At 47.7% G+C, this 18,843-nt stretch carries 18 protein-coding genes; all 18 read right to left on the minus strand.

Going from position 1 to position 18,843, the window contains the following annotated elements; genetic code table 11:
* Positions 1-29: 29 nt before the first annotated feature.
* Complete coding sequence (locus H6A28_RS06855; protein ID WP_204479481.1) at positions 30-479, minus strand: lipocalin-like domain-containing protein; 450 nt, start codon at positions 477-479, stop codon at positions 30-32.
* A complete protein-coding gene (locus tag H6A28_RS06860) occupies positions 476-1,963 on the minus strand; it encodes a capsule assembly Wzi family protein (protein WP_204479483.1) in 1,488 nt (495 codons plus the stop codon). The genes H6A28_RS06855 and H6A28_RS06860 overlap by 4 nt, the downstream gene beginning before the upstream one ends.
* 69 nt (positions 1,964-2,032) lie before the next feature.
* A complete protein-coding gene (locus tag H6A28_RS06865; RefSeq protein ID WP_204479485.1) occupies positions 2,033-3,361 on the minus strand; it encodes a UDP binding domain-containing protein in 1,329 nt (442 codons plus the stop codon).
* Between the two features lie 32 nt (positions 3,362-3,393).
* Entirely contained in the window at positions 3,394-3,951 is a 558-nt protein-coding gene (locus H6A28_RS06870) for an ElyC/SanA/YdcF family protein (protein WP_204479487.1), read from the minus strand.
* Positions 3,952-3,990: 39 nt separating this feature from the next.
* Positions 3,991-5,190: a sugar MFS transporter gene (locus H6A28_RS06875; protein WP_204479489.1), complete on the minus strand. Its 1,200-nt coding sequence runs from the start codon at positions 5,188-5,190 to the stop codon at positions 3,991-3,993.
* A gap of 1 nt (position 5,191) precedes the next feature.
* The gene (locus tag H6A28_RS06880) at positions 5,192-8,035 is read right to left on the minus strand and encodes a bifunctional fucokinase/fucose-1-phosphate guanylyltransferase (RefSeq protein WP_204479491.1); all 2,844 of its coding nucleotides are present in this window, start codon (positions 8,033-8,035) and stop codon (positions 5,192-5,194) included.
* 100 nt (positions 8,036-8,135) lie between these two features.
* Complete coding sequence (locus H6A28_RS06885; protein WP_204476194.1) at positions 8,136-8,465, minus strand: L-rhamnose mutarotase; 330 nt, start codon at positions 8,463-8,465, stop codon at positions 8,136-8,138.
* Positions 8,466-8,478: 13 nt separating this feature from the next.
* The gene (locus H6A28_RS06890) at positions 8,479-9,621 is read right to left on the minus strand and encodes a GDP-L-fucose synthase family protein (protein ID WP_204479493.1); all 1,143 of its coding nucleotides are present in this window, start codon (positions 9,619-9,621) and stop codon (positions 8,479-8,481) included.
* A 65-nt stretch (positions 9,622-9,686) separates the two neighbouring features.
* Positions 9,687-10,781, minus strand: a complete 1,095-nt coding sequence (gmd, locus tag H6A28_RS06895) for a GDP-mannose 4,6-dehydratase (RefSeq protein ID WP_204476192.1) — start codon at positions 10,779-10,781, stop codon at positions 9,687-9,689.
* A gap of 252 nt (positions 10,782-11,033) precedes the next feature.
* Positions 11,034-11,588 (minus strand): hypothetical protein, encoded by a 555-nt coding sequence (locus tag H6A28_RS06900; protein WP_204479495.1) that lies wholly within the window; start codon positions 11,586-11,588, stop codon positions 11,034-11,036.
* Positions 11,589-11,895: 307 nt separating this feature from the next.
* Positions 11,896-12,279, minus strand: coding sequence for a HepT-like ribonuclease domain-containing protein (locus H6A28_RS06905; protein WP_204479497.1), 384 nt, complete (start codon positions 12,277-12,279; stop codon positions 11,896-11,898).
* On the minus strand, positions 12,272-12,565 hold the full coding sequence (locus tag H6A28_RS06910; protein ID WP_204479499.1) for a nucleotidyltransferase family protein: 294 nt from the start codon (positions 12,563-12,565) through the stop codon (positions 12,272-12,274). Before H6A28_RS06910 ends, H6A28_RS06905 begins: the two co-directional genes overlap by 8 nt.
* A gap of 179 nt (positions 12,566-12,744) precedes the next feature.
* Positions 12,745-13,890: a dTDP-glucose 4,6-dehydratase gene (locus H6A28_RS06915; protein WP_204479500.1), complete on the minus strand. Its 1,146-nt coding sequence runs from the start codon at positions 13,888-13,890 to the stop codon at positions 12,745-12,747.
* Positions 13,891-13,902: 12 nt separating this feature from the next.
* Positions 13,903-14,472: a dTDP-4-dehydrorhamnose 3,5-epimerase gene (rfbC, locus tag H6A28_RS06920; protein WP_204479502.1), complete on the minus strand. Its 570-nt coding sequence runs from the start codon at positions 14,470-14,472 to the stop codon at positions 13,903-13,905.
* Between the two features lie 53 nt (positions 14,473-14,525).
* Positions 14,526-15,431, minus strand: a complete 906-nt coding sequence (gene rfbA / locus H6A28_RS06925; protein WP_204479504.1) for a glucose-1-phosphate thymidylyltransferase RfbA — start codon at positions 15,429-15,431, stop codon at positions 14,526-14,528.
* Between the two features lie 72 nt (positions 15,432-15,503).
* Complete coding sequence (locus H6A28_RS06930) at positions 15,504-16,526, minus strand: acyltransferase family protein (RefSeq protein ID WP_204479506.1); 1,023 nt, start codon at positions 16,524-16,526, stop codon at positions 15,504-15,506.
* Between the two features lies 1 nt (position 16,527).
* Positions 16,528-17,655, minus strand: coding sequence for a DUF1972 domain-containing protein (locus H6A28_RS06935; protein ID WP_204479508.1), 1,128 nt, complete (start codon positions 17,653-17,655; stop codon positions 16,528-16,530).
* Complete coding sequence (locus tag H6A28_RS06940) at positions 17,652-18,560, minus strand: glycosyltransferase family 2 protein (protein ID WP_204479510.1); 909 nt, start codon at positions 18,558-18,560, stop codon at positions 17,652-17,654. The genes H6A28_RS06935 and H6A28_RS06940 overlap by 4 nt, the downstream gene beginning before the upstream one ends.
* Positions 18,561-18,843 lie beyond the last annotated feature (283 nt).

Genomic DNA, 18,843 nt, shown 5'->3' on the forward strand with positions numbered 1-18,843 from the left:
CTGTCAGGATGAAAATTTTCTGAATATTCTTAGAATTTTGTGAGTTCCAGGCGGGCATAGTCCGATTCCAGCGTCATCTTCTTTCCGTTGCACTTCACAATGTCGAACACCGTCTCCTGCTGGTTGTCGATGCCGAAGTGCTTCAGCTGTTCCACGGGCGCATTCTCCCCGCTGTCGCCCGTCGACTGTCTCACCTTGAAATCCTTCACCACCAATTGCGTCTCGTCGTTCCGATACTCCGTCCGTCCGATGTAGGCCCCATAGCCTTTGCTGCCCTGCTTCTCGGCCACCTCCGTCACCATGCGCGTAATGCTGTAGTACAGCCGTTCGCACTTCACGGTCTCTCCCGTTTCCTTCACGGTGAACTCGTCCAGTATCCAGAGCCCTTCCACGTCCGTATTGATGGGCGCTTTCTTACATCCGCTCAAAGAAGTGACCATTCCGAGGGCCACCATGATTATGTAGATCCATTTCTTCATTTTCCCAGTCCTCCTGTCTTTCTGATTGTAATCATTCCTCCGGTACTGTTTCCCAAGTAATTTCCCCGGTCCATTCCGAAGGTCGCACTCACGCTCCATCCTTGGGCCCATTGCGGCAGATAAGTCACCTCTGCCATGCTGCTGAACTGCTTCCGTACCTTGTCCAAAGGAGCCTCATAGGTTCCCCAGTGACGTGCATACGAGGCTAAGATTCGCCATTTCCATTCGTCCGAGGGCTGGCCGGAGATACCCACATGCTGCGCCTTCATTCGGTTGCTTTTGAAGGTGATGCTTCCATCCGCATTGTAAGCCGGTCCCGCCAAGAGCGGATTGCCGATGCCCTGGCCGTAGTGCTGCCATGCCTTGTAGATGTAGTTGTTGTAGTAGCTGTCGCCGCCGCTCATCTGCAAGTCCGAGAACGAGCCCCAGAAACCGTCATACAGAATCGGGCCGGAAGAGTCCTTGGTGCTGATGCCTTCCCAGAGCACGGCCGACACCCATTTGTTTTTCGGCAGATACAGTTCGATGCCCAGTTGTCCGTCCTTCCATCGTCCGTACTCCCAGAACATCTGCGAGTGGTCCTCAAAGTAATGGTCCAGTGTGGCCCGGATTTTCCAGTCGCCCCAGTAATAGTTCAGGGCAAAGTTCCAGCTTCCCAACATGTTTCCCTCCACGTTCACCTGTTCGCCTGCCGGCGTGTCGCTGCCTCCCGCTGTCGGGAAGAAAGCATGCCAGTACGCCTTCACGCCGTCGGGCATGTCCACCGTCAACTGGGAAGTTCCGTCCGGCAGTTTCTGGTATTGGTCGCCGCCGAACTGGGTCGCCATGAACAGGCCGAACTCAAATTCTACGGGTAGTTTCTCCTTGTTTCCTAAACGGAACATCAATGATTTGCTGTGATACAATGCGTTCTTAGTATAAGTTTGGTTCACCCCGCAGAAATCCTTTTGCCAGTAGCTGTCCGTAAAGCTTCCGTAAGCCAGATGCCCTTTGAAGGCCACCCAGTTCCGTGTGCCCGGAATGGACAGGTAATCCTTGATTTCCGCCCTTACTTGTGGAATCGGCCGCATGTTCGGTCCTTCCGCCATCCATCCGCTGGTCAGTTCACTGTTCTTTTCCAAGGGGAATCCCATGCGTTCCTTGCTTCCGATGCTCAGGGTCAGCATCTTCCAGGAGATGTCCGCATACGCCTGCTGAATCCAGAAGTCCGATGTCTGTTTCACTCCTCCTGCCAAGTCCAGTCCGGCATCTATCCGCCATCCCCTGCGCAGCTGTCTGTGCCATTCCAGTCCGGCCCGCAGGTAGCCGCTGTTCGGCTTTTCACTCTCCATGCCGAACCGGTTGGCCGTCAGCCAGAGCGGGGCATACGTGCCCGACGACACTGTCCCCGCCATCTCCACGCGGTATTGGAAATCCTTGGCACCCTCTTGTGCCAATGCCGGCGTTGCCAGAGAAAGAAGTATAAATGTTTTTAATAAGTTCATGCTTTATTCAATTTTAACGGCAAAGGTAGGAAAGAAAGCTGTATAAAGTGTGCTTTTGTACGGAAAACTTTAGTCTCTTCTGAAAATATCCCGGGTATACACTTTTTCCTTCACGTCATCCAGACACGGGTCGTAACGGTTGGCCAGGATGGCTTGGCTTTGCTGCTTGAATGTCTCTAAGTTGTTTACCACCTTCGAGCCGAAGAACGTGCTTCCATCTTCCAGTGTCGGTTCATAGATGATGACCGTGGCCCCTTTCGCCTTGATACGCTTCATTACCCCTTGGATACTGCTCTGACGGAAATTGTCACTGTTCGACTTCATGGTCAGTCGATACACCCCGATGATGCACTGCTTCTCTTCTGAAGGGTTGAAATCCCCGTTGTTGAAATAATCGTAATACCCCGCTTTCTTCAGCACCTGATCCGCGATGAAATCCTTGCGCGTGCGGTTGCTCTCCACAATCGCCTGAATCAGGTTCTCCGGTACATCCTGATAGTTCGCCAACAGCTGCTTCGTATCCTTCGGCAGACAGTAGCCCCCGTAACCGAAGGAAGGGTTGTTGTAGTGCGTGCCGATACGCGGGTCCAGACAGATGCCCTGGATGATGGCCTGTGTGTCCAGTCCCTTCACCTCCGCATACGTGTCCAGCTCGTTGAAGTACGATACCCGCAGCGCGAGATACGTGTTGGCAAACAGCTTCACCGCCTCCGCCTCCTTCATGCCCATGAACAAGGTATCAATGTTTTCCTTGATAGCCCCTTCCTGCAAGAGTGCGGCAAACTCGTGTGCTTTTTCTTCCAAGTTCTCTCCTGCAATGGCCTTGATAGCTTCATTTTCCTTGTCCCGTCCGTTTATCAGTTTCGGATAGCCCACGATGATGCGGCTGGGGTAGAGGTTGTCGTACAACGCCTTGCTTTCGCGCAGGAACTCCGGCGAGAACAGCAGGTTGAATTCCTTTCCGGCGAGGGCAGGAGTGGTGCGGTATTTCTCCGCATACTTCACATACAGGTTCCGGCAATAGCCCACCGGGATGGTACTCTTGATCACCATCACCGCATCCGGATTCACTTCCAGCACCAGATCGATGACTTCCTCCACGTGCGAAGTGTCGAAATAATTCTTCACCGGGTCGTAGTTCGTCGGTGCTGCAATCACCACGAAATCCGCGTCACGGTAAGCCGCAGCCCCGTCCAGCGTAGCCGTCAGGTCCAGCTCTTTTTCCGCTAAATATTTCTCGATGTATTCGTCCTGAATCGGGCTGATACGGCGGTTGATTTTCTCCACCTTTTCCGGGATGACATCCACTGCCGTCACGTGATGATGCTGTGCCAGCAAGGTGGCGATGGACAAGCCCACGTAGCCTGTACCGGCTACTGCGATATGTAGGTTTTTCATGATCTTGTAAGTTAGTTATGGCACAAAGGTAGTTAAAAATTTATTTTATACGCAATCATTCCTATTCCTTCGTGTATCAGCCGCATCCAGTCGTCCATCACGTGGAAGTCCGGAATCCACGACTGCCACGTCCATTTTCTTGAAATGTTCACGTCGGTGGCATAATACGCCGGGTAGAAATTCAGTTTGCGGCAGCTCAGCAACGTTCTGCGCATGTAGATGGCCGAATTGATTACGATTGTGTTCTCGCTGCGCATGTCCGGCACTAATTTTAGCGAATAGTCGATGTTCTGGAAGGTATTCAGTGCCTTTGGTTCGATAATCACATCCTTCCTGCTTACGCCCCACACCTTTTCCAGTTGTTCCAGATACACTTCTGCGTTTCCCTCTTCTCCAGAAGCTCCGTCGCCCGTTATTACCAGTTTCTCCACTTTGCCTGACTTGTATAACTCGATGGCATCCACCTGACGGTCTGCGGCAAACCCGTAATCCGTCCGTTCACGTATCTTGTCATAATCTGTGAACCCGCCAGGCAGTAACGCATATTTGTAGTGCCCGATAGAATCAAACTCCGAAATGTACGGCTTCACGTATGCCGTAAGACAGAGGTTGTAGAAGTATCCGTTACTCTACAGTTTGTTGTATCGTGTCGCAAATCCTAAAATCTCAGCAAAACAGACCAATGGAACAATGAACCCCGTCGCCATGGAGATATGGTCTGCAATGAACCCCATCAACATGGGGGCTATCGCTCCTCCTACGATGGACATAATCAAATAGGAAGAGGCCTGTTTTGTCTTTTTGTCAACGTGCCGCAAAGATAGTGAAAAAATTGTAGGGAACATAATCGATTCACACAAAAAACAGAGCAGGAGGAAATACCATCCTACTTTGCCGGGCAGGAAAATCACCGCGGCCATGCAAATCAGGCCTCCTGCCGCACAGGCTGCGAGTACCTTTTCGCCCTTCACGAACCGCATCAGCCAGCTGCCGCCCATGCGTCCGAGCATGAACAACCCCATGCCGCCGAACGAGAGCCACACCGAAGCCGTCTGGGCGGTAACCCCTGCATTTTCGGTGGCATAGTTGATGAAGAAACTGTTGATGCCCGTCTGTGCCGCCACATAGAGGAAGAGCGACAGTAGTCCCATGGTGAACGAGGCCGTTTTCCAGAGCGAAGTCCCGCTTTTCCCGGTCTCTGCCTCTTTCTTTTCCGCTTCCTGACCGATTTCCGGCAGTTTCACCCGCGAGAAAACCACGGCGATGAGGAGCACTACCGTACCCAACACCGCATAGGGAGTCGCCACGTCGCCATCTCCGGCAAAGAGGAAGAAACCGCCAATCAGCGGTCCGCAAATCCAGCCCAGTCCGTTGAACGACTGCGCTAAGTTGATACGCCGTTCGCTGCCTTCCGGTTCGCCGAGCACCGTGACATACGGGTTGGAGGCCGTTTCCAGACAGGTCAGTCCGCAGCCGATGACGAAGAGGGCCAGGAGGAAGAACTCAAACGACTGAATCCGTCCGCCCGGAATGAAGAGCAAGGCCCCGATGCCATACAGCACCAGTCCCGTCAGTACCCCTGTGCGGTAACCGAAGCGGCGGATAAGCCGTCCGGCGGGCAGGGCCATTACGAAATACCCTCCGTACACCACCGCCTGAATCAGGGCCGAGCGTGTACGGGTAATCTCCATTGTATCCTGAAAATGCTTGTTCAGCACGTCTAAAATGCTGTGTGCCACTCCCCACAGAAAGAAGAGCGACGTAATCAAAATGAAAGGAACCAGGAAACTTCTTCCGTCCCTGGTTCTTACTAATCCAATCTTTTCCATATCAGCTTCTACTGATTTCAAGTCCTTTGTTCGACAAACTCATCTCTACGAAGCGTGCCCGGCCGTTGGGGCGGTTCTCCGTCAGTATCCGGCGGATTTGTAGGGCCGCATCCGGATCTTTGGCCACCATGTAGAGGTAGCCCCCTCCGCCGGCACCCGGCAGCTTGTAACCCAGACACAGGTCGTCAATCCGTTCCGTCAGGGCCTGTACGGCCGGCGGATTCGTACCCTCGTCGAGCAACTGGTTCTGTTTCCAGGTCTTCCGTATGAGCCGTCCCATTTCCTCGAAGTCATTCCGCAGGATGGCATCGTACATGTCCATGGCGTGTCCCTTCATCTGTTCCAGCAAGTGCAGGTGACGGTTCGAGTTGAGGAACATACCCCGTACAATCTCCGCCAAGATGCCCTTGGCCGTGCGGGTGATGCCGGTATAATATAACAGGTGGCATTTCCGGTATTCGTCGCTGGTGAAGAGGTAGTCCGGCAACCAGCGTACCTTCGGTTCCTGGTGCCAGCCCGGCTGTGTCTGCAACAGTTTCACGCCGTGCAGCACCCCGCCATACTGATCCTGCCAGCCCCCGCCGGTGGTGAGCAGCTGTTCCAGTATCAGCGTGCGACTGCCGATGCCCTGCTTGTCCCAGTTCAGGCCGCAGAAGTCGTTCAGTGCCCCTAAGACCGTAGCCGCTAAGATGGAGCTTGTGCCCAATCCCGAACCTGCCGGGATGGCCGACAGCAGCGTCACTTCGATACCCGTACCGAAGGCCTTCAGCTGTGCCTCCAAGGATTCAAAATGCTCCTGTGAGAAGTTCGGATGGAAACCGGCCAAAGTCAGGGCCGCTTTCGGAATGGAGAACGGCGAGCCAACCTTGCGGTAATCCTGCAACTCTTCGTAGGTGGAAACCACCTCCATGGCTCCCAAGTCGATGGAACGCAGGGTGATGCGATAGTCTTTCGACGGTTTCACATACACCTGAAGCGGCGGTTGCCCGTTCAGTTCGATGGCCAGGTTCACCACGTTGCCCCCTTCCATCAGGCTGTAGGGAGGAGTATCCGTCCATCCTCCGGCAATATCGATGCGCACCGGACTGCGGCTCCATACAATCTGGTCGGCATAGACCGACAACTGCGGATGCTGGCTGTGGTCCATCGTGCTGGTCAGTCCCTGGCGCATGAGTCCGAAGGCCCGGTCTTCCATGGCTTTCGCTTCCGGTTTGCCTTCCAACTCCAATACCCGGGCGCGGAACATTGCGTCGCTGATGCGTTTCAGCAGGGGAGACCCCTCCGGCAGTTCCTTGGGCAGGTCGAGGTGCCATTTGGCAAACTCTTCGGCCGCTTCCTGCAAGTCTACCTGATAGAACACGCTCCGTTCTTCGTTTTTAGCCAACAGGTTCCAGTTCTCCTTGCGGAACTCGTCCCGCTGGGCAAAGAGTCGCCGCAGGTTGGCATACGCCGAGATTTCGTCGGCCGATACCTTCCGTGCCTGCTGCCAGAGTGTGCGTCCGGCTTCTCCTTGTCCGCCGTCCGTCATCCATTGCAGCATCGTGCCTAAATCTTCTATCGAGTCCGTCACCGGGAAGATGGCCGCCGACTGCAAGTCCTCACAGCCCCGGATATCCTCCGCGGTCAGTCCTCTTTCGGCCAGCCATTCCGTCACCGGACGGCCTAAGTAGAGGGTAGAAGCCTCTTTCAGGCTCCCCTTGAATTTATCGTTGAAGCCGTAGGGGCGGGCCACAAATTCCGTGTCACCCATCGGCACCACGTCGATGCACACCCCTTGCGGTACGTTCAGTTTCCAGTCGTTGCGCGGCACACCTGTGATGATGTTCTGGCTGTGCAGCTGCCAGTCCTTGGCAATGAAGCTGTTTTCAATCCAGGTTTCCGCGTTCTCTGCCGTCAGCGAAATCTGCAGTTCCGCGTTCTGTACGAACATGGCCGGATGCGCCTTCACTTTGTAGTGCATGATGGCCCGCTGGTCCATCACACAGTTCTGCACCGCCAAGGTCGACGAAATCATCTCCCGGCTCGTACCGTAGTGATGGAACTCTCCGCCCGGCAGCGGCAGGATGGCCACCTTCAGGCTGTTCAGTTCCTCGTCGGCGATGCGTGGGTGAGCCCCCAATGCCAGTCCGAACTCCGAGTACATGTCGTAGAACTTCACGCCCCCGTCCTTGTCGGTCGAGTGTTTCACCATCAGTTCCACGGCCCGGTCACTCAGCAGCCAGATGCCGATGTCCATCAGGAAGAGGTAGTCCTGCATCAGTCCCGCCATTTCCTCCACGCTCGGTTTTTGCAGCATGAAGTCCAGCTTCTCCGGTTCCTTTCGTGAAGACACGAACACCCCGTGGTTCTTCGCCAGTTCCGGGTCCACCCACAAACCGTAGCACACCACGTCCACGTCCGGGATGGCCTGCAACGGTTCCGTGGCCCGGATGAACACGTCGCCACTCGCAATCAGCGTGTGCAGTCCTTCCGGCGCCTTGTCCATGATTTCCTCGTACAGCGGCAACTGCAAGGACAGCAAGTTCTGTGTCAGTCGTTGCCCCCGAGCCCAGCGGAACACCGGAATCGGCGTCAGAATCTTGCCCGACGGCGCATAGCCCGGCAGACGGCGGCTCTGACCTCCCGCATGCAGCAGGATACGCTTCTCCTTCGCCAGCCAGTCGTTCAGTCCGGCTGTATCACCTTCTTCCTCCCGGCACGCATTCAGCAGCCAGGCCGTACCTCCTCCGGAACCCAGTTTCCGTCCCACCGGGTCCGAGGTGCAGAACCACTCCTTGTGGTCCGCGTGCATAATGTCGTGAAAACACTCCACCAGATTCGGTGGTAAAGACAAAAGTTTTTTCATCGGTTTATTTTTTTAGACAGAAGAACAAAAGCACTTAATTTTATTTTTTGTCTTTATGTGCTTATGTCCGAAGAGAGCACACTTTTTTAGTATTTACTCTCTACAGTTTAAATATTCGTTCCATCAGTTTCCATTTCTCCTGTGAGGTAGCCCCCGGTGCCGCCTTCTGGTACTTCGCCATGTGTGCTTCCCATTCCGCCTGACGGGGCAGGGTAGCCAGTCGCGCATAGTCCCGTTCCATGTCGAAGTCGTCCGTGGTATCCATGATCATGAACAGGCGGTTGCCGTCGATGTAAATCTGCATGTCGGTGATGCCCACTTCGCGGATGCCCGCCTTTACCTCGTCCCACACGTGGGCATGTTCTGCCACGTAGGCCTCAATCAGCTCCTTGTCGTTGTAGAGCTCCAGTGTCTGACAATATCTTTTCATCTCGTGATTGTTTTTATACCGTCTGGTGATTGATGCAGATGCCCTTCAGGTACCATTCATACAAGCGATGGATACCCTCGTCGATTTCCACCTTGTGGTGCCATCCTAAGCTGTGCAGCTTGCTCACATCCGTCAGCTTGCGCAGCGTGCCGTCCGGTTTCGATGCATCCCAGCGCAGTTCGCCCTTGAAGCCGATTTCCTTCATAATCTTCTCGGCCACCTCGCGGATGGACAGTTCCTTGCCCGTACCCACGTTGATGTGGCAGTTACGGATTTCCGTGATGCCGTCGGCATTCTTCACCGAAGCGTCGTACGTTTGCTTGAAATCCACGTTCAGCAACACATGCACACTCGCATCCGCCATTTCCTCGCTCCACAGAAACTCACGCAGCGGCTTTCCGGTACCCCAGAGGGTCACCGCTTCGGCGGCTATGCCGTAGTGCGCCAATACCTCCGTAATGTCTTTCTCGTCCGAGGTCCCGTCCACCACAAATTTCTCGCCGTTGCGCATCACGCTCACCGGACGCAGGCTGATGTCCTTGCGCACCGCTTCCCAGTCGCCCTCGTTCAGGCATTTGGCCAGGTAAATCTTGCGGATCATGGCCGGCAGCACGTGGCTGTTCTCCAGGTGGAAATTGTCGTTCGGTCCGTAGAGGTTCGTCGGCATCACCGCGATGTAGTTCGTGCCATACTGCAGGTTAAAGCTCTCACACATCTTCAGTCCCGCAATCTTCGCGATGGCATACGGTTCGTTCGTATATTCTAATGGAGAGGTGAGGAGCACTTCCTCCTTCATCGGCTGCGGAGCCTCGCGCGGGTAGATGCACGTACTGCCTAAGAAGAGCAGCTTCTTCACCCCGTGGCGGAAACTCTCGCCAATCACGTTCTGCTGAATCTGCAAGTTCTGGTAGATGAAGTCCGCCCGGTAGTGCAGGTTGGCCATGATGCCCCCCACGTGTGCGGCAGCCAAAATCACCGCATCCGGCTGTTCCTGATCAAAAAACGCTCTCACCGCTACCGGGTCCAGCAGGTCCAGTTCCTTGTGCGAACGTCCCACCAAATTGTTATATCCCCTCTGCTTGAGGTTGTTCCAGATGGCAGAACCCACCAGTCCGTGATGTCCTGCCACATATATCTTTGCTGATTTATCCAACATAATCAAAACCTCCGTTTCTTATTTGTAGAAAAATCCCGTTCTTTATTCTTAGTTTTTATTATTGATTACTTCACGATACCCTTTTCCAGGTACTCTGCCAAGTTGGTGCGGATTTGTTCGCCCGCCTTTTCTACGGCCACCTTCGCCATGTCCGCATCCACCATGATTTTCACCAGTTCCTCGAAGGTCGTCTTCATCGGGTTCCAGCCTAATTCCGCTCTGGCCTTCGTCGGGTCTCCCCAGAGGTTCACCACGTCCGTCGGGCGGTAGAAGTCTTCGCTCACTTCCACCAGACACTTGCCGGTGGCCTTGTCGTATCCCTTTTCGTTGATACCTTCTCCCTTGAATTCCAGTTCGATGCCCGCATGCTTGAACGCCAGGTAGCAGAATTCGCGTACCGAGTGCTGTACTCCCGTGGCAATGACGAAATCCTCCGGTGTCTTGTGCTGCAGGATCAGCCACATACATTCCACGTAGTCCTTCGCATAGCCCCAGTCACGCAGCGAGTCCAGGTTGCCCAGGTACAGCTTCTCCTGCTTCCCCTGTGCGATACGGGCTGCTGCCAGCGTAATCTTGCGGGTCACGAATGTCTCCCCGCGGCGTTCCGATTCATGGTTGAACAGGATGCCCGAGCAGCAGAACATATTGTACGCCTCGCGGTATTCCTTCACAATCCAGTAACCGTAGAGTTTGGCCACCGCATACGGGCTGTAGGGGTGGAACGGTGTGTTCTCGTTTTGCGGCACTTCCTCCACCTTTCCGTAGAGTTCCGAAGTCGATGCCTGGTAGATACGGCAGGTGTCCGACAGTCCGCACAGACGTACCGCCTCCAGCACGCGGAGCACTCCCGTGGCGTCCACGTTGGCCGTAAATTCCGGCGAGTCGAAGCTCACCTGCACATGGCTCTGTGCTGCTAAGTTGTATATCTCGGTAGGGCGTACCTTGCTCACTACCTGCAGCATACTCATGGAGTCTGTCAGGTCTGCATAGTGCAGGTGGAAGTTCGGTTTTCCTTCCAAGTGTGCGATGCGTTCGCGGTAATCCACTGACGAGCGACGGATGGTGCCGTGTACGTCGTATCCTTTTTCCAATAAAAACTCGGCCAGAAATGACCCGTCCTGTCCTGTAATACCTGTAATCAGGGCTGTTTTTCTTTCCATATTGATTTGTAATATCGTAAGTTATCTTCTATTCATTCTTTGCGAATGAAAAATTCGTGACTGCAAATATCGCTTTTTTTTGTGATTTTTACACCTTTCCGCGTAGAAATCATCCCCTTAAAACGAGAATCTAAAGCCATAGATTTTGCTTATAATACTTTAGTTCCATTGATTTTTGATAATGAGATAGAACTTTTAAGTAATATGGACTAAAATGGCGTAAAAGGTGAAACCGGACAGGCTCTATTATTGTCAGTCGCTCAGGTATACATCCAGCGTTTGGGCCAATCTGAAATCTTTCAATTGCTTGATAATGCATCTCCTGAAAAAATCCAATATCTCGTTGTAGCATTCCATGATGATTTTTCCATCCATACTTAGCACTATTTTTCGCGTATAGACTGGAATCTCGAACCATCCACAGTTATCCAGGTAGTAGTAATGTGTTTTTTCATCTTCTTGAAAGCACTCGAACTGTTTTTGTTCCAGCAGATTCAGTCTTTCCTGAGGTGATAAAGCCGACAGCTTTTCCAAGACAAAATCACTTTCTCGGTTTTCCCCAGTATAGCGCAGGTCGTAGAAATGCTTTAGAAAAGGGAGCAGTTCCTTGTCACAGATTTCTTGTTTTAGAGAGTAAGTATAATAGTCTTTTTTTTCTTTTCTGTCATACTCTTTTCCCAGTCGGAGTGCTTCTTCCAGTTCGGTTAGGATATCTGCCTCTGTTCTCCTTTCATTTACATATTTGTTGATTCTGTCTTTGCAGACGCAGGCCTCCAGTTTCAGCCCTATTATCAGAAATTGTCCCATTTTTGAATTTGCAAGTTTTTAATAGTTTGTTGGTCATTCAAGAATGATTGCCACACCTTATGGCAGTCATTCTTCGCTGAAATTGCAATAATCAGTGAGTTTGTATCCAATACAATGTTTCTCATATTTATTTGTAAGGGGTACGTTCATGCAGTTGGTAGAATTTCTCGACTTTTTCCTCATTCAATTCTCCATTTTCCCACAAGCGGTCAATTTCCTTTTGCGCTTGCTTGGCGAAATGGTCAGAAATAACTTTTTTAAGTTCTGCTAGTGCTCCATTGATTCCCGCAGAAGAGGAAGTGTCATTTTATTCTTCAGAGTTTACTACAAACTCTAATATGCTGTTGATTGTTGCAAGCATATCTGGTAGATTTGTCTTTACCACATTGTATACAATTTCAGCATCCAAGTCAAAATAGTGATGAGCGATTATGTCACGAATACCCATTGCTCCTTTCCAGTCAATCTCCGGGAACTTAGTCAGTAATTCTTTATTGGTCAGTTTATCAATACCCTTTATGCTTTCGCCGACGGCAATCAGCAGCATACAGGTGCTTTCCAGACGTTCCATTCCTGCGGGAGTCAGATAATAGTACTGGTAAGAATCTATTTCTTTGGAATTTGAGATTATTCGTTCTAAGGTTTGTTTTATTTTTTGCAGCAAGTGCACGACATGGTCTTTTTTATACATAGATTCCCTCCTCCTGAATATCATGCTTCAGCAGAGCATCCATATCCTGACGAAAGCGAACAACGTCAACATTGCACCCGAACAGTTGACGTAATTCTTCCTTGATGTGTACCAGACTGAAGATGCTGGGAACTTCCAGATCCACACAGACATCCACGTCACTGTCTTCGGTCTGTTCGCCACGGGCTACGGAACCAAATATACAGATGCGGGAGATACCATAAAAAAGTCCACGCTCCTGCTTATATTCGCTCAATAGTTTCAGATATTCTTGTTTCGTTTTCATAATAAAAATCTTCATTGATAAAAATAGAGTTTTTTCTTTAGAAAAGCAAATTCTTTTCTATTTTTCATGCCAGATTTACTCTTGACTGTTACTTGCCGCCTCGGGAGACAAAATAAGAAAGGTAAAAACGAGCAGTTCACTTCGTTTTTACCTTTTCCCTATTCACTTATAACTTTCAGTTACCTTCCTTTATACATCGAGTCGTAATATTTCTGATAGTCTCCGCTCGTTACGTTGTCCATCCATTCCTGGTTGTCCAGATACCAGCGTACCGTCTTTTCGATGCCCTCCTCAAACTGCAGGCTCGGTTCCCAGCCTAATTCCTTTTGCAGCTTCGTAGAGTCGATGGCATAGCGCATGTCGTGTCCCGGACGGTCGGTCACGTAGGTAATCAGGTCCATGTCGGCCCCTTCCGGTCGGCCCAACAGGCGGTCCACCGTCTTGATTACCACCTTGATGATGTCGATGTTCTTCCATTCGTTGAAACCGCCGATATTGTACGTCTCCGCAATCTTTCCATTGTGGAAAATCACGTCGATGGCCCGTGCATGGTCCACTACATACAGCCAGTCGCGCACGTTTTCCCCCTTGCCGTATACCGGCAGCGGCTTGCGGTGACGGATGTTGTTGATGAACAGCGGAATCAGCTTCTCCGGGAACTGATACGGTCCGTAGTTGTTCGAGCAGTTCGTCACGATGGTCGGCATGCCGTACGTGTCGTGGAAGGCCCGTACGAAATGGTCACTGCTTGCCTTGCTGGCAGAGTAGGGGCTGTGTGGGTTGTATTTCGTATCCTCGTAGAAGAAATCCTTTCCGTAAGCTAAGTGATGTGTGGAAGACGAAGCTGTGGTAGTGAACGGCGGTTTGATGCCTTCCGGATGCGTCAGTTTCAGGGCACCGTATACCTCGTCGGTAGAGATGTGATAGAAGCGCTTGCCTTCGTATTTCTCCGGCAGACTTTCCCAGTACACCTTGGCCGCCTGCAGCAGGGAGAGCGTACCCATCACGTTCGTGCGTGCAAAGGTGAACGGGTCCTTGATGCTGCGGTCCACGTGACTCTCTGCCGCCAGGTGGATGATGCCGTCCACGTGATACTGCTGCATCACCTCCTGCATCTTCTCGTAGTCGCAGATGTCCGCTTTCACGAACACATAGTTCGGCTGGTTCTCAATGTCCTTCAGGTTTGCCAGGTTTCCTGCATACGTCAGCTTGTCTAAGTTGATGATGCGGTATTCCGGATACTTGTTTACGAAGAGGCGAACCACGTGGCTGCCGATGAATCCGGCACCGCCGGTAATCAGTATGTTACGTTTGAATGTAGTCATGATGATAACGATTTAATACAGTGAAACCTTATAGTCGAATGGAGAATCAAAGTCTTTCAGCAATGGATGCTTGGTGTCTTTCTCGCTCAGAATGGCATGTTCGGTTGGAATGCGCCAGTCAATATCTAATGAGTTGTCCAAAATGCTGATGCCTCCGTCTGCTTCCGGATGATAGAAGTTGTCACATTTGTACTGGAAGATGGCTGTTTCACTCAGTACGGCGAAGCCATGTGCAAAGCCCCGCGGTATGAAAAATTGACGATGGTTCTCTTTCGTCAGTTCCACGGCCACATGCTGCCCGTAGGTAGGACTCCCTTTGCGGATGTCTACTGCCACATCCAGCACAGCACCTTTTACGCAACGTACCAGTTTGCTTTGTGTATACGGCGGACGCTGGAAATGCAGCCCACGCATCACGCCATAGGATGACATGCTTTCATTGTCCTGCACAAAATTGATTTTTCCTACCTTTTCTTCAAATTCCCGTTGGGAATATGATTCAAAGAAATACCCTCTGGCATCTTTGAAGATGCGGGGCTCGATAATCACCACGCCCTCTATTGCTGTTTTGATTACTTCCATTTAACTATTAATTTTTAATTCAGAATGTTTTTCATTCTTCATTATTTTATTCATTAATCAAGGTTTGCTTCTCCCGTCCGTTCCACTTCGTCAATCACTTTCAACAGATATTGGCCATACTGGTTTTTCAACATCGGTTGGGCTTCTTCACGCAGTTTGTCTGCGGTGATCCATCCTTTGCGGTACGCAATACCTTCCAGACAAGCCACTTTCAACCCTTGGCGTTTTTCAATCACTTCAATGTAGGTAGAAGCCTCTGCTAATGAGTCGTGCGTACCTGTATCCAGCCAGGCAAAGCCACGTCCTAAAGTTTGCACTTTCAGCTCCCCATCTTCTAAGAAATGCTGGTTCACGGTGGTGATTTCCAGTTCACCGCGAGCCGACGGCTTGATGTTTTTAGCTACATCCACCACCTTGTTCGGGTAGAAATACAATCCCACCACTGCATAATTTGATTTCGGATGCTGCGGTTTTTCTTCGATAGACAGGCAGTTCCCCTCCTTGTCAAATTCCGCCACTCCGTAACGCTCCGGATCACTCACCCAGTAGCCGAATACCGTGGCCTTCTTTTCTTCTTCTGCCGTACGTACTGCTTCACGTAGCATGGCGCTGAAGCCGTTCCCGTGAAATATATTGTCTCCTAATACCAGGCAAGCAGAATCATTGCCAATGAATTTTTCTCCAATGATAAAAGCCTGTGCCAGTCCGTCGGGGGAAGGCTGTTCCGCATACTCAAATTGTACTCCGAAGTTACTGCCGTCTCCTAATAATCGTTTGAACCCCGGCAAATCGTAGGGAGTGGAGATAATCAGAATCTCCCGGATACCTGCTAACATCAGTACCGAGATAGGATAGTAAATCATCGGTTTGTCAAATATCGGGAGCATTTGTTTGCTCACTCCTTTGGTAATGGGGTAGAGGCGGGTACCGCTGCCTCCGGCTAATACAATTCCTTTCATAATATACTGTTTTTGATTTATTCCACTTAATATATAGGCATTAATACCCAATCTTTTGATGTGGATGAAACTTTATTTACCAAATAGTAATTTACTTAATATTTTACTTCTATAAATCCATTTTTCTGCTAGGAATATTGGAATAATAATACCGGTAATAGTGCTTATTATGACAAAAATGAAATATGGTACATAGTTTAAAATTCCAAAGTTTATATACAGGACTCTAAGAGGGACCTGAATATAGTAACTGAGCAGGAATATCTCCATGCTGTATTTCCCAATAGTATCAAATATTTGGTATAATTTATTTTCCTTTGAAAAAGAAACTATTAAATAAGATAGTCCAAAACTTGCTATAATTCCAGAAAGGGTAGTGATTGTATCAACAGATATATTTAGAACTTCATTATTTGGTGAAAAGAATTGTAATATTATTAGTAGAAAGAATGAACCTATATATACATACTTGTTCTGCAGAAAATATTTAATGGTTTCGTAGTATTTTGCTAATAGCCCTCCTGCAATAAACCATAATAAAAAATGTGAAGGATATTGTATAGCTTTTAATTCCATCCATTGTTCTGGATATGGGGCTATATATATCAATATACTTATGATACTGATATAAATTATTCCTATTCGTTTTATAATAACACAAAATAAAGTTATTACGAATAGCGTCCATAAGAACCACACTCCTCCACTTGGACTTTCACAAATGAGTATTTTCCAGATATCTTGTATTTGAATAGGGTGATTTGCATATTGATTAAAAAAGATTTTAAGGATATAAACTACGATGGAGTAAAAGAAATATGGAATCATTAAGCGTTGAAATCTTTTTGATATTTCTACTCTAGTATTTATTTCCTTTGTTAATTTAGGAAGGAAAAGAAAACCTGAGCATAGCATAAAAAGAGGCATATGGAAAGAATAAATAAGATTTTCTATAAAAAAAGCAAACGACTCTTTCCCCCCTACAAGGTAAAACTCTTTTTCTGCATCAGGAAAAGCATGCCCTATTATAACAAGCAACATGCCAATCCCTTTTGCTATATTTATTTCGTAAAAATATTTTTTAGGTGATGTCATATTATTTATTTTTTAGCAATTCAAGGAAATATTTCTCATGTTCATCTATAAGTTTCTCCCAAGAATATTCTTTCCGTATAATTTCAAGATTTTTCTCAATAAAAGACTTTTTATGTTTTAGAGCTAATGATTCAATGTTATTCAGTAACTCTGTAACTGCATTATGATCAGGATAATATAATGCATTCTCACCTAAAACAGCTTTATTGAATATATTATCGTTTGCCAGAATAAAGCAGTCTGAAGCCATAGCTTCTAGCAGGGAAGGATTGGTTCCTCCTACACTATGTCCATGGAAATAGGCATAAGAGAAATGACGAATAGAGTTTAATTTATCAAAATCATAGATACCTCCCACGAACCGTATCGATTTTTCATTCCCGTATTTTGCGACTAGTTCTTTACCATGTGGCGTATTGGTCTTTCCTACAATCACCAGTGGTCGTTTCCCTTTCTCTTTTGAAGCGAGATATCCTTCTATTGCCATTATGATATTATTTTCCGGTTCCAGACGTGCTACGAGCAAATAGTAGTTATCGATTTCCAGTTCAAATTCCTTTAGAAATTCTTCATTGTAGTTATCATGAATATCTGCCCCGTATGCTAAAAATTTGCTTTCTTTTCCATACTTTTCTTGATAATAGTCATGAATACCCATATTGTCGGCAATCAAGTAATGGCTATGCTTTACAGTCATTTTTTCTTCCCAAAAAACGAATTTCTGTACCCATTTATTGAATTTCGTTCTCTTGTATTCCAGTCCGTCCATGTTGGTAGTGAAGATGGGATACTTGATTTTTTTTACGTTAAACCATATGAAAGCAGGAACAATACTGGTATACCCCGCTTCATAGATAATATCGAAGTGCTCGTTTTTTAGCGCATCTTTTAAAGATGCAAAATCATAAAAGAAACTGCCCACAGAACTTCCCATCCATGTCTCAGGGCTATAAATATGCTTGATACGCACCCCTTTATAGGTATCCTCTTTATATGGATGAAAGTGAGGGGAGTAGACTACTACTTCATGACCACGTTTGGCTAAGCCTACTGATATATATTCTGCAAATTGTTCGAAGCCCCCATAATTATTAGGGATGCCTCGAGTGCTTATGAATGCTATTTTCATAGAGATGTTTTAATTTTTCTATAAAAAAGTTTGAATGGAACTGTTATAACTAAACACCATATTAGTGTATAGGCATAATGTGGAAAATATCTTTTTAGATTCTGTTTAAATCCAGTAGAATCAAAGGTTTCAATTTTAGCAATATATTTATTGAATAGTAATGAAGGTAGAAAAGTGTACATTATGTCTTTTAGGATATGCTGTTTGCATTTAAAAGAAATATGTTTTTGCTTATAGCAAGTTTCTATAAGTGATGGATATTCTATGGTGAATGCTTCAAATTTGTTATGTCCTCCACGTTTGGGTATTCGTTGTACGTCAAATAATATTTGGTCATTAATAATAAATGATTTAGAATTGTATTGAGTTAGAAAAATTGAAGTATGTGGAAAAAGTTTGTTTAATTCTATTGCTCCTATTTTCTCAAATTCTTCTTTCCATATACAAAAACCATTGCTCCAAGAAGACCAATATGATAAGGAGTACATAAATGATTCAAATGAATCAAATGGAATTGATTTTAATTTTCCTAATAATCCATTTGTATAAAACATAAGTGGTTTCTTATCATGTACAGATTTAATTTCTTGTATCATTTTTTGTAGGCTACCTTTCTTCAAAATTGTTTGACTATTATGAAGTTTTAAGAATTCCCCAGAAGCATAAGTCAGTACATGATAGGAGTTCATAAACCCTTCACATCTTGTGTGAAAGTATTTGAGGTTTGGTTTTTGGAACTCTCGTATTAGTGGTTCGATAGCTTTTTGTGGATCATTGTCTGAAATGATAACTTCATATTCCTCAAGAGGAACATTATTATTGTCCTTGAATATGCTATTTAATGTCTTTCTTACATATTCTACTCTGCCGTAGCAGGGAATGCATATAGATAGGATAAGGGACATTTGAATTGTAATATGTGTTAATTATATTTTGTGAACTATTAAATTCTAATTATCTAGTAGTGCATTAAATGATTCTTCTAATAGGGTAGAACGATGTCTCAAATTGAATCTGTTTTTTACGTGTTGGGTTAATTGAGGTTATCTGTCGTTAATATTAAAACTTCAATAATATTTAGTCTTGAATTGTTGTGTATACCCAAAATACTTTGAAGATTGTTAATAGTATAAAATAAAATTCAATATGCTGATTTTGTCTGAGACACAAATGTAACCCCTGGACGTA

Origin of the sequence: Bacteroides mediterraneensis, from assembly GCF_016900355.1 — a bacterium.
GTDB lineage: Bacteria > Bacteroidota > Bacteroidia > Bacteroidales > Bacteroidaceae > Phocaeicola.

Coding starts and splice junctions, on each gene's coding strand:
- H6A28_RS06880 (WP_204479491.1), bottom strand. CDS start 8,035: ATGAAAAAACTTTTGTCTTTACCACCGAATCTGGTGGAGTGTTTTCAC.
- H6A28_RS06940 (WP_204479510.1), bottom strand. CDS start 18,560: ATGTCCCTTATCCTATCTATATGCATTCCCTGCTACGGCAGAGTAGAA.
- H6A28_RS06890 (WP_204479493.1), bottom strand. CDS start 9,621: ATGTTGGATAAATCAGCAAAGATATATGTGGCAGGACATCACGGACTG.
- H6A28_RS06930 (WP_204479506.1), bottom strand. CDS start 16,526: ATGACATCACCTAAAAAATATTTTTACGAAATAAATATAGCAAAAGGG.
- gmd (WP_204476192.1), bottom strand. CDS start 10,781: ATGGAAAGAAAAACAGCCCTGATTACAGGTATTACAGGACAGGACGGG.
- H6A28_RS06875 (WP_204479489.1), bottom strand. CDS start 5,190: ATGGAAAAGATTGGATTAGTAAGAACCAGGGACGGAAGAAGTTTCCTG.
- H6A28_RS06935 (WP_204479508.1), bottom strand. CDS start 17,655: ATGAAAATAGCATTCATAAGCACTCGAGGCATCCCTAATAATTATGGG.
- H6A28_RS06885 (WP_204476194.1), bottom strand. CDS start 8,465: ATGAAAAGATATTGTCAGACACTGGAGCTCTACAACGACAAGGAGCTG.
- H6A28_RS06915 (WP_204479500.1), bottom strand. CDS start 13,890: ATGACTACATTCAAACGTAACATACTGATTACCGGCGGTGCCGGATTC.
- H6A28_RS06865 (WP_204479485.1), bottom strand. CDS start 3,361: ATGAAAAACCTACATATCGCAGTAGCCGGTACAGGCTACGTGGGCTTG.
- H6A28_RS06855 (WP_204479481.1), bottom strand. CDS start 479: ATGAAGAAATGGATCTACATAATCATGGTGGCCCTCGGAATGGTCACT.
- H6A28_RS06900 (WP_204479495.1), bottom strand. CDS start 11,588: ATGGGACAATTTCTGATAATAGGGCTGAAACTGGAGGCCTGCGTCTGC.
- rfbC (WP_204479502.1), bottom strand. CDS start 14,472: ATGGAAGTAATCAAAACAGCAATAGAGGGCGTGGTGATTATCGAGCCC.
- H6A28_RS06910 (WP_204479499.1), bottom strand. CDS start 12,565: ATGAAAACGAAACAAGAATATCTGAAACTATTGAGCGAATATAAGCAG.
- H6A28_RS06905 (WP_204479497.1), bottom strand. CDS start 12,279: ATGTATAAAAAAGACCATGTCGTGCACTTGCTGCAAAAAATAAAACAA.
- rfbA (WP_204479504.1), bottom strand. CDS start 15,431: ATGAAAGGAATTGTATTAGCCGGAGGCAGCGGTACCCGCCTCTACCCC.
- H6A28_RS06860 (WP_204479483.1), bottom strand. CDS start 1,963: ATGAACTTATTAAAAACATTTATACTTCTTTCTCTGGCAACGCCGGCA.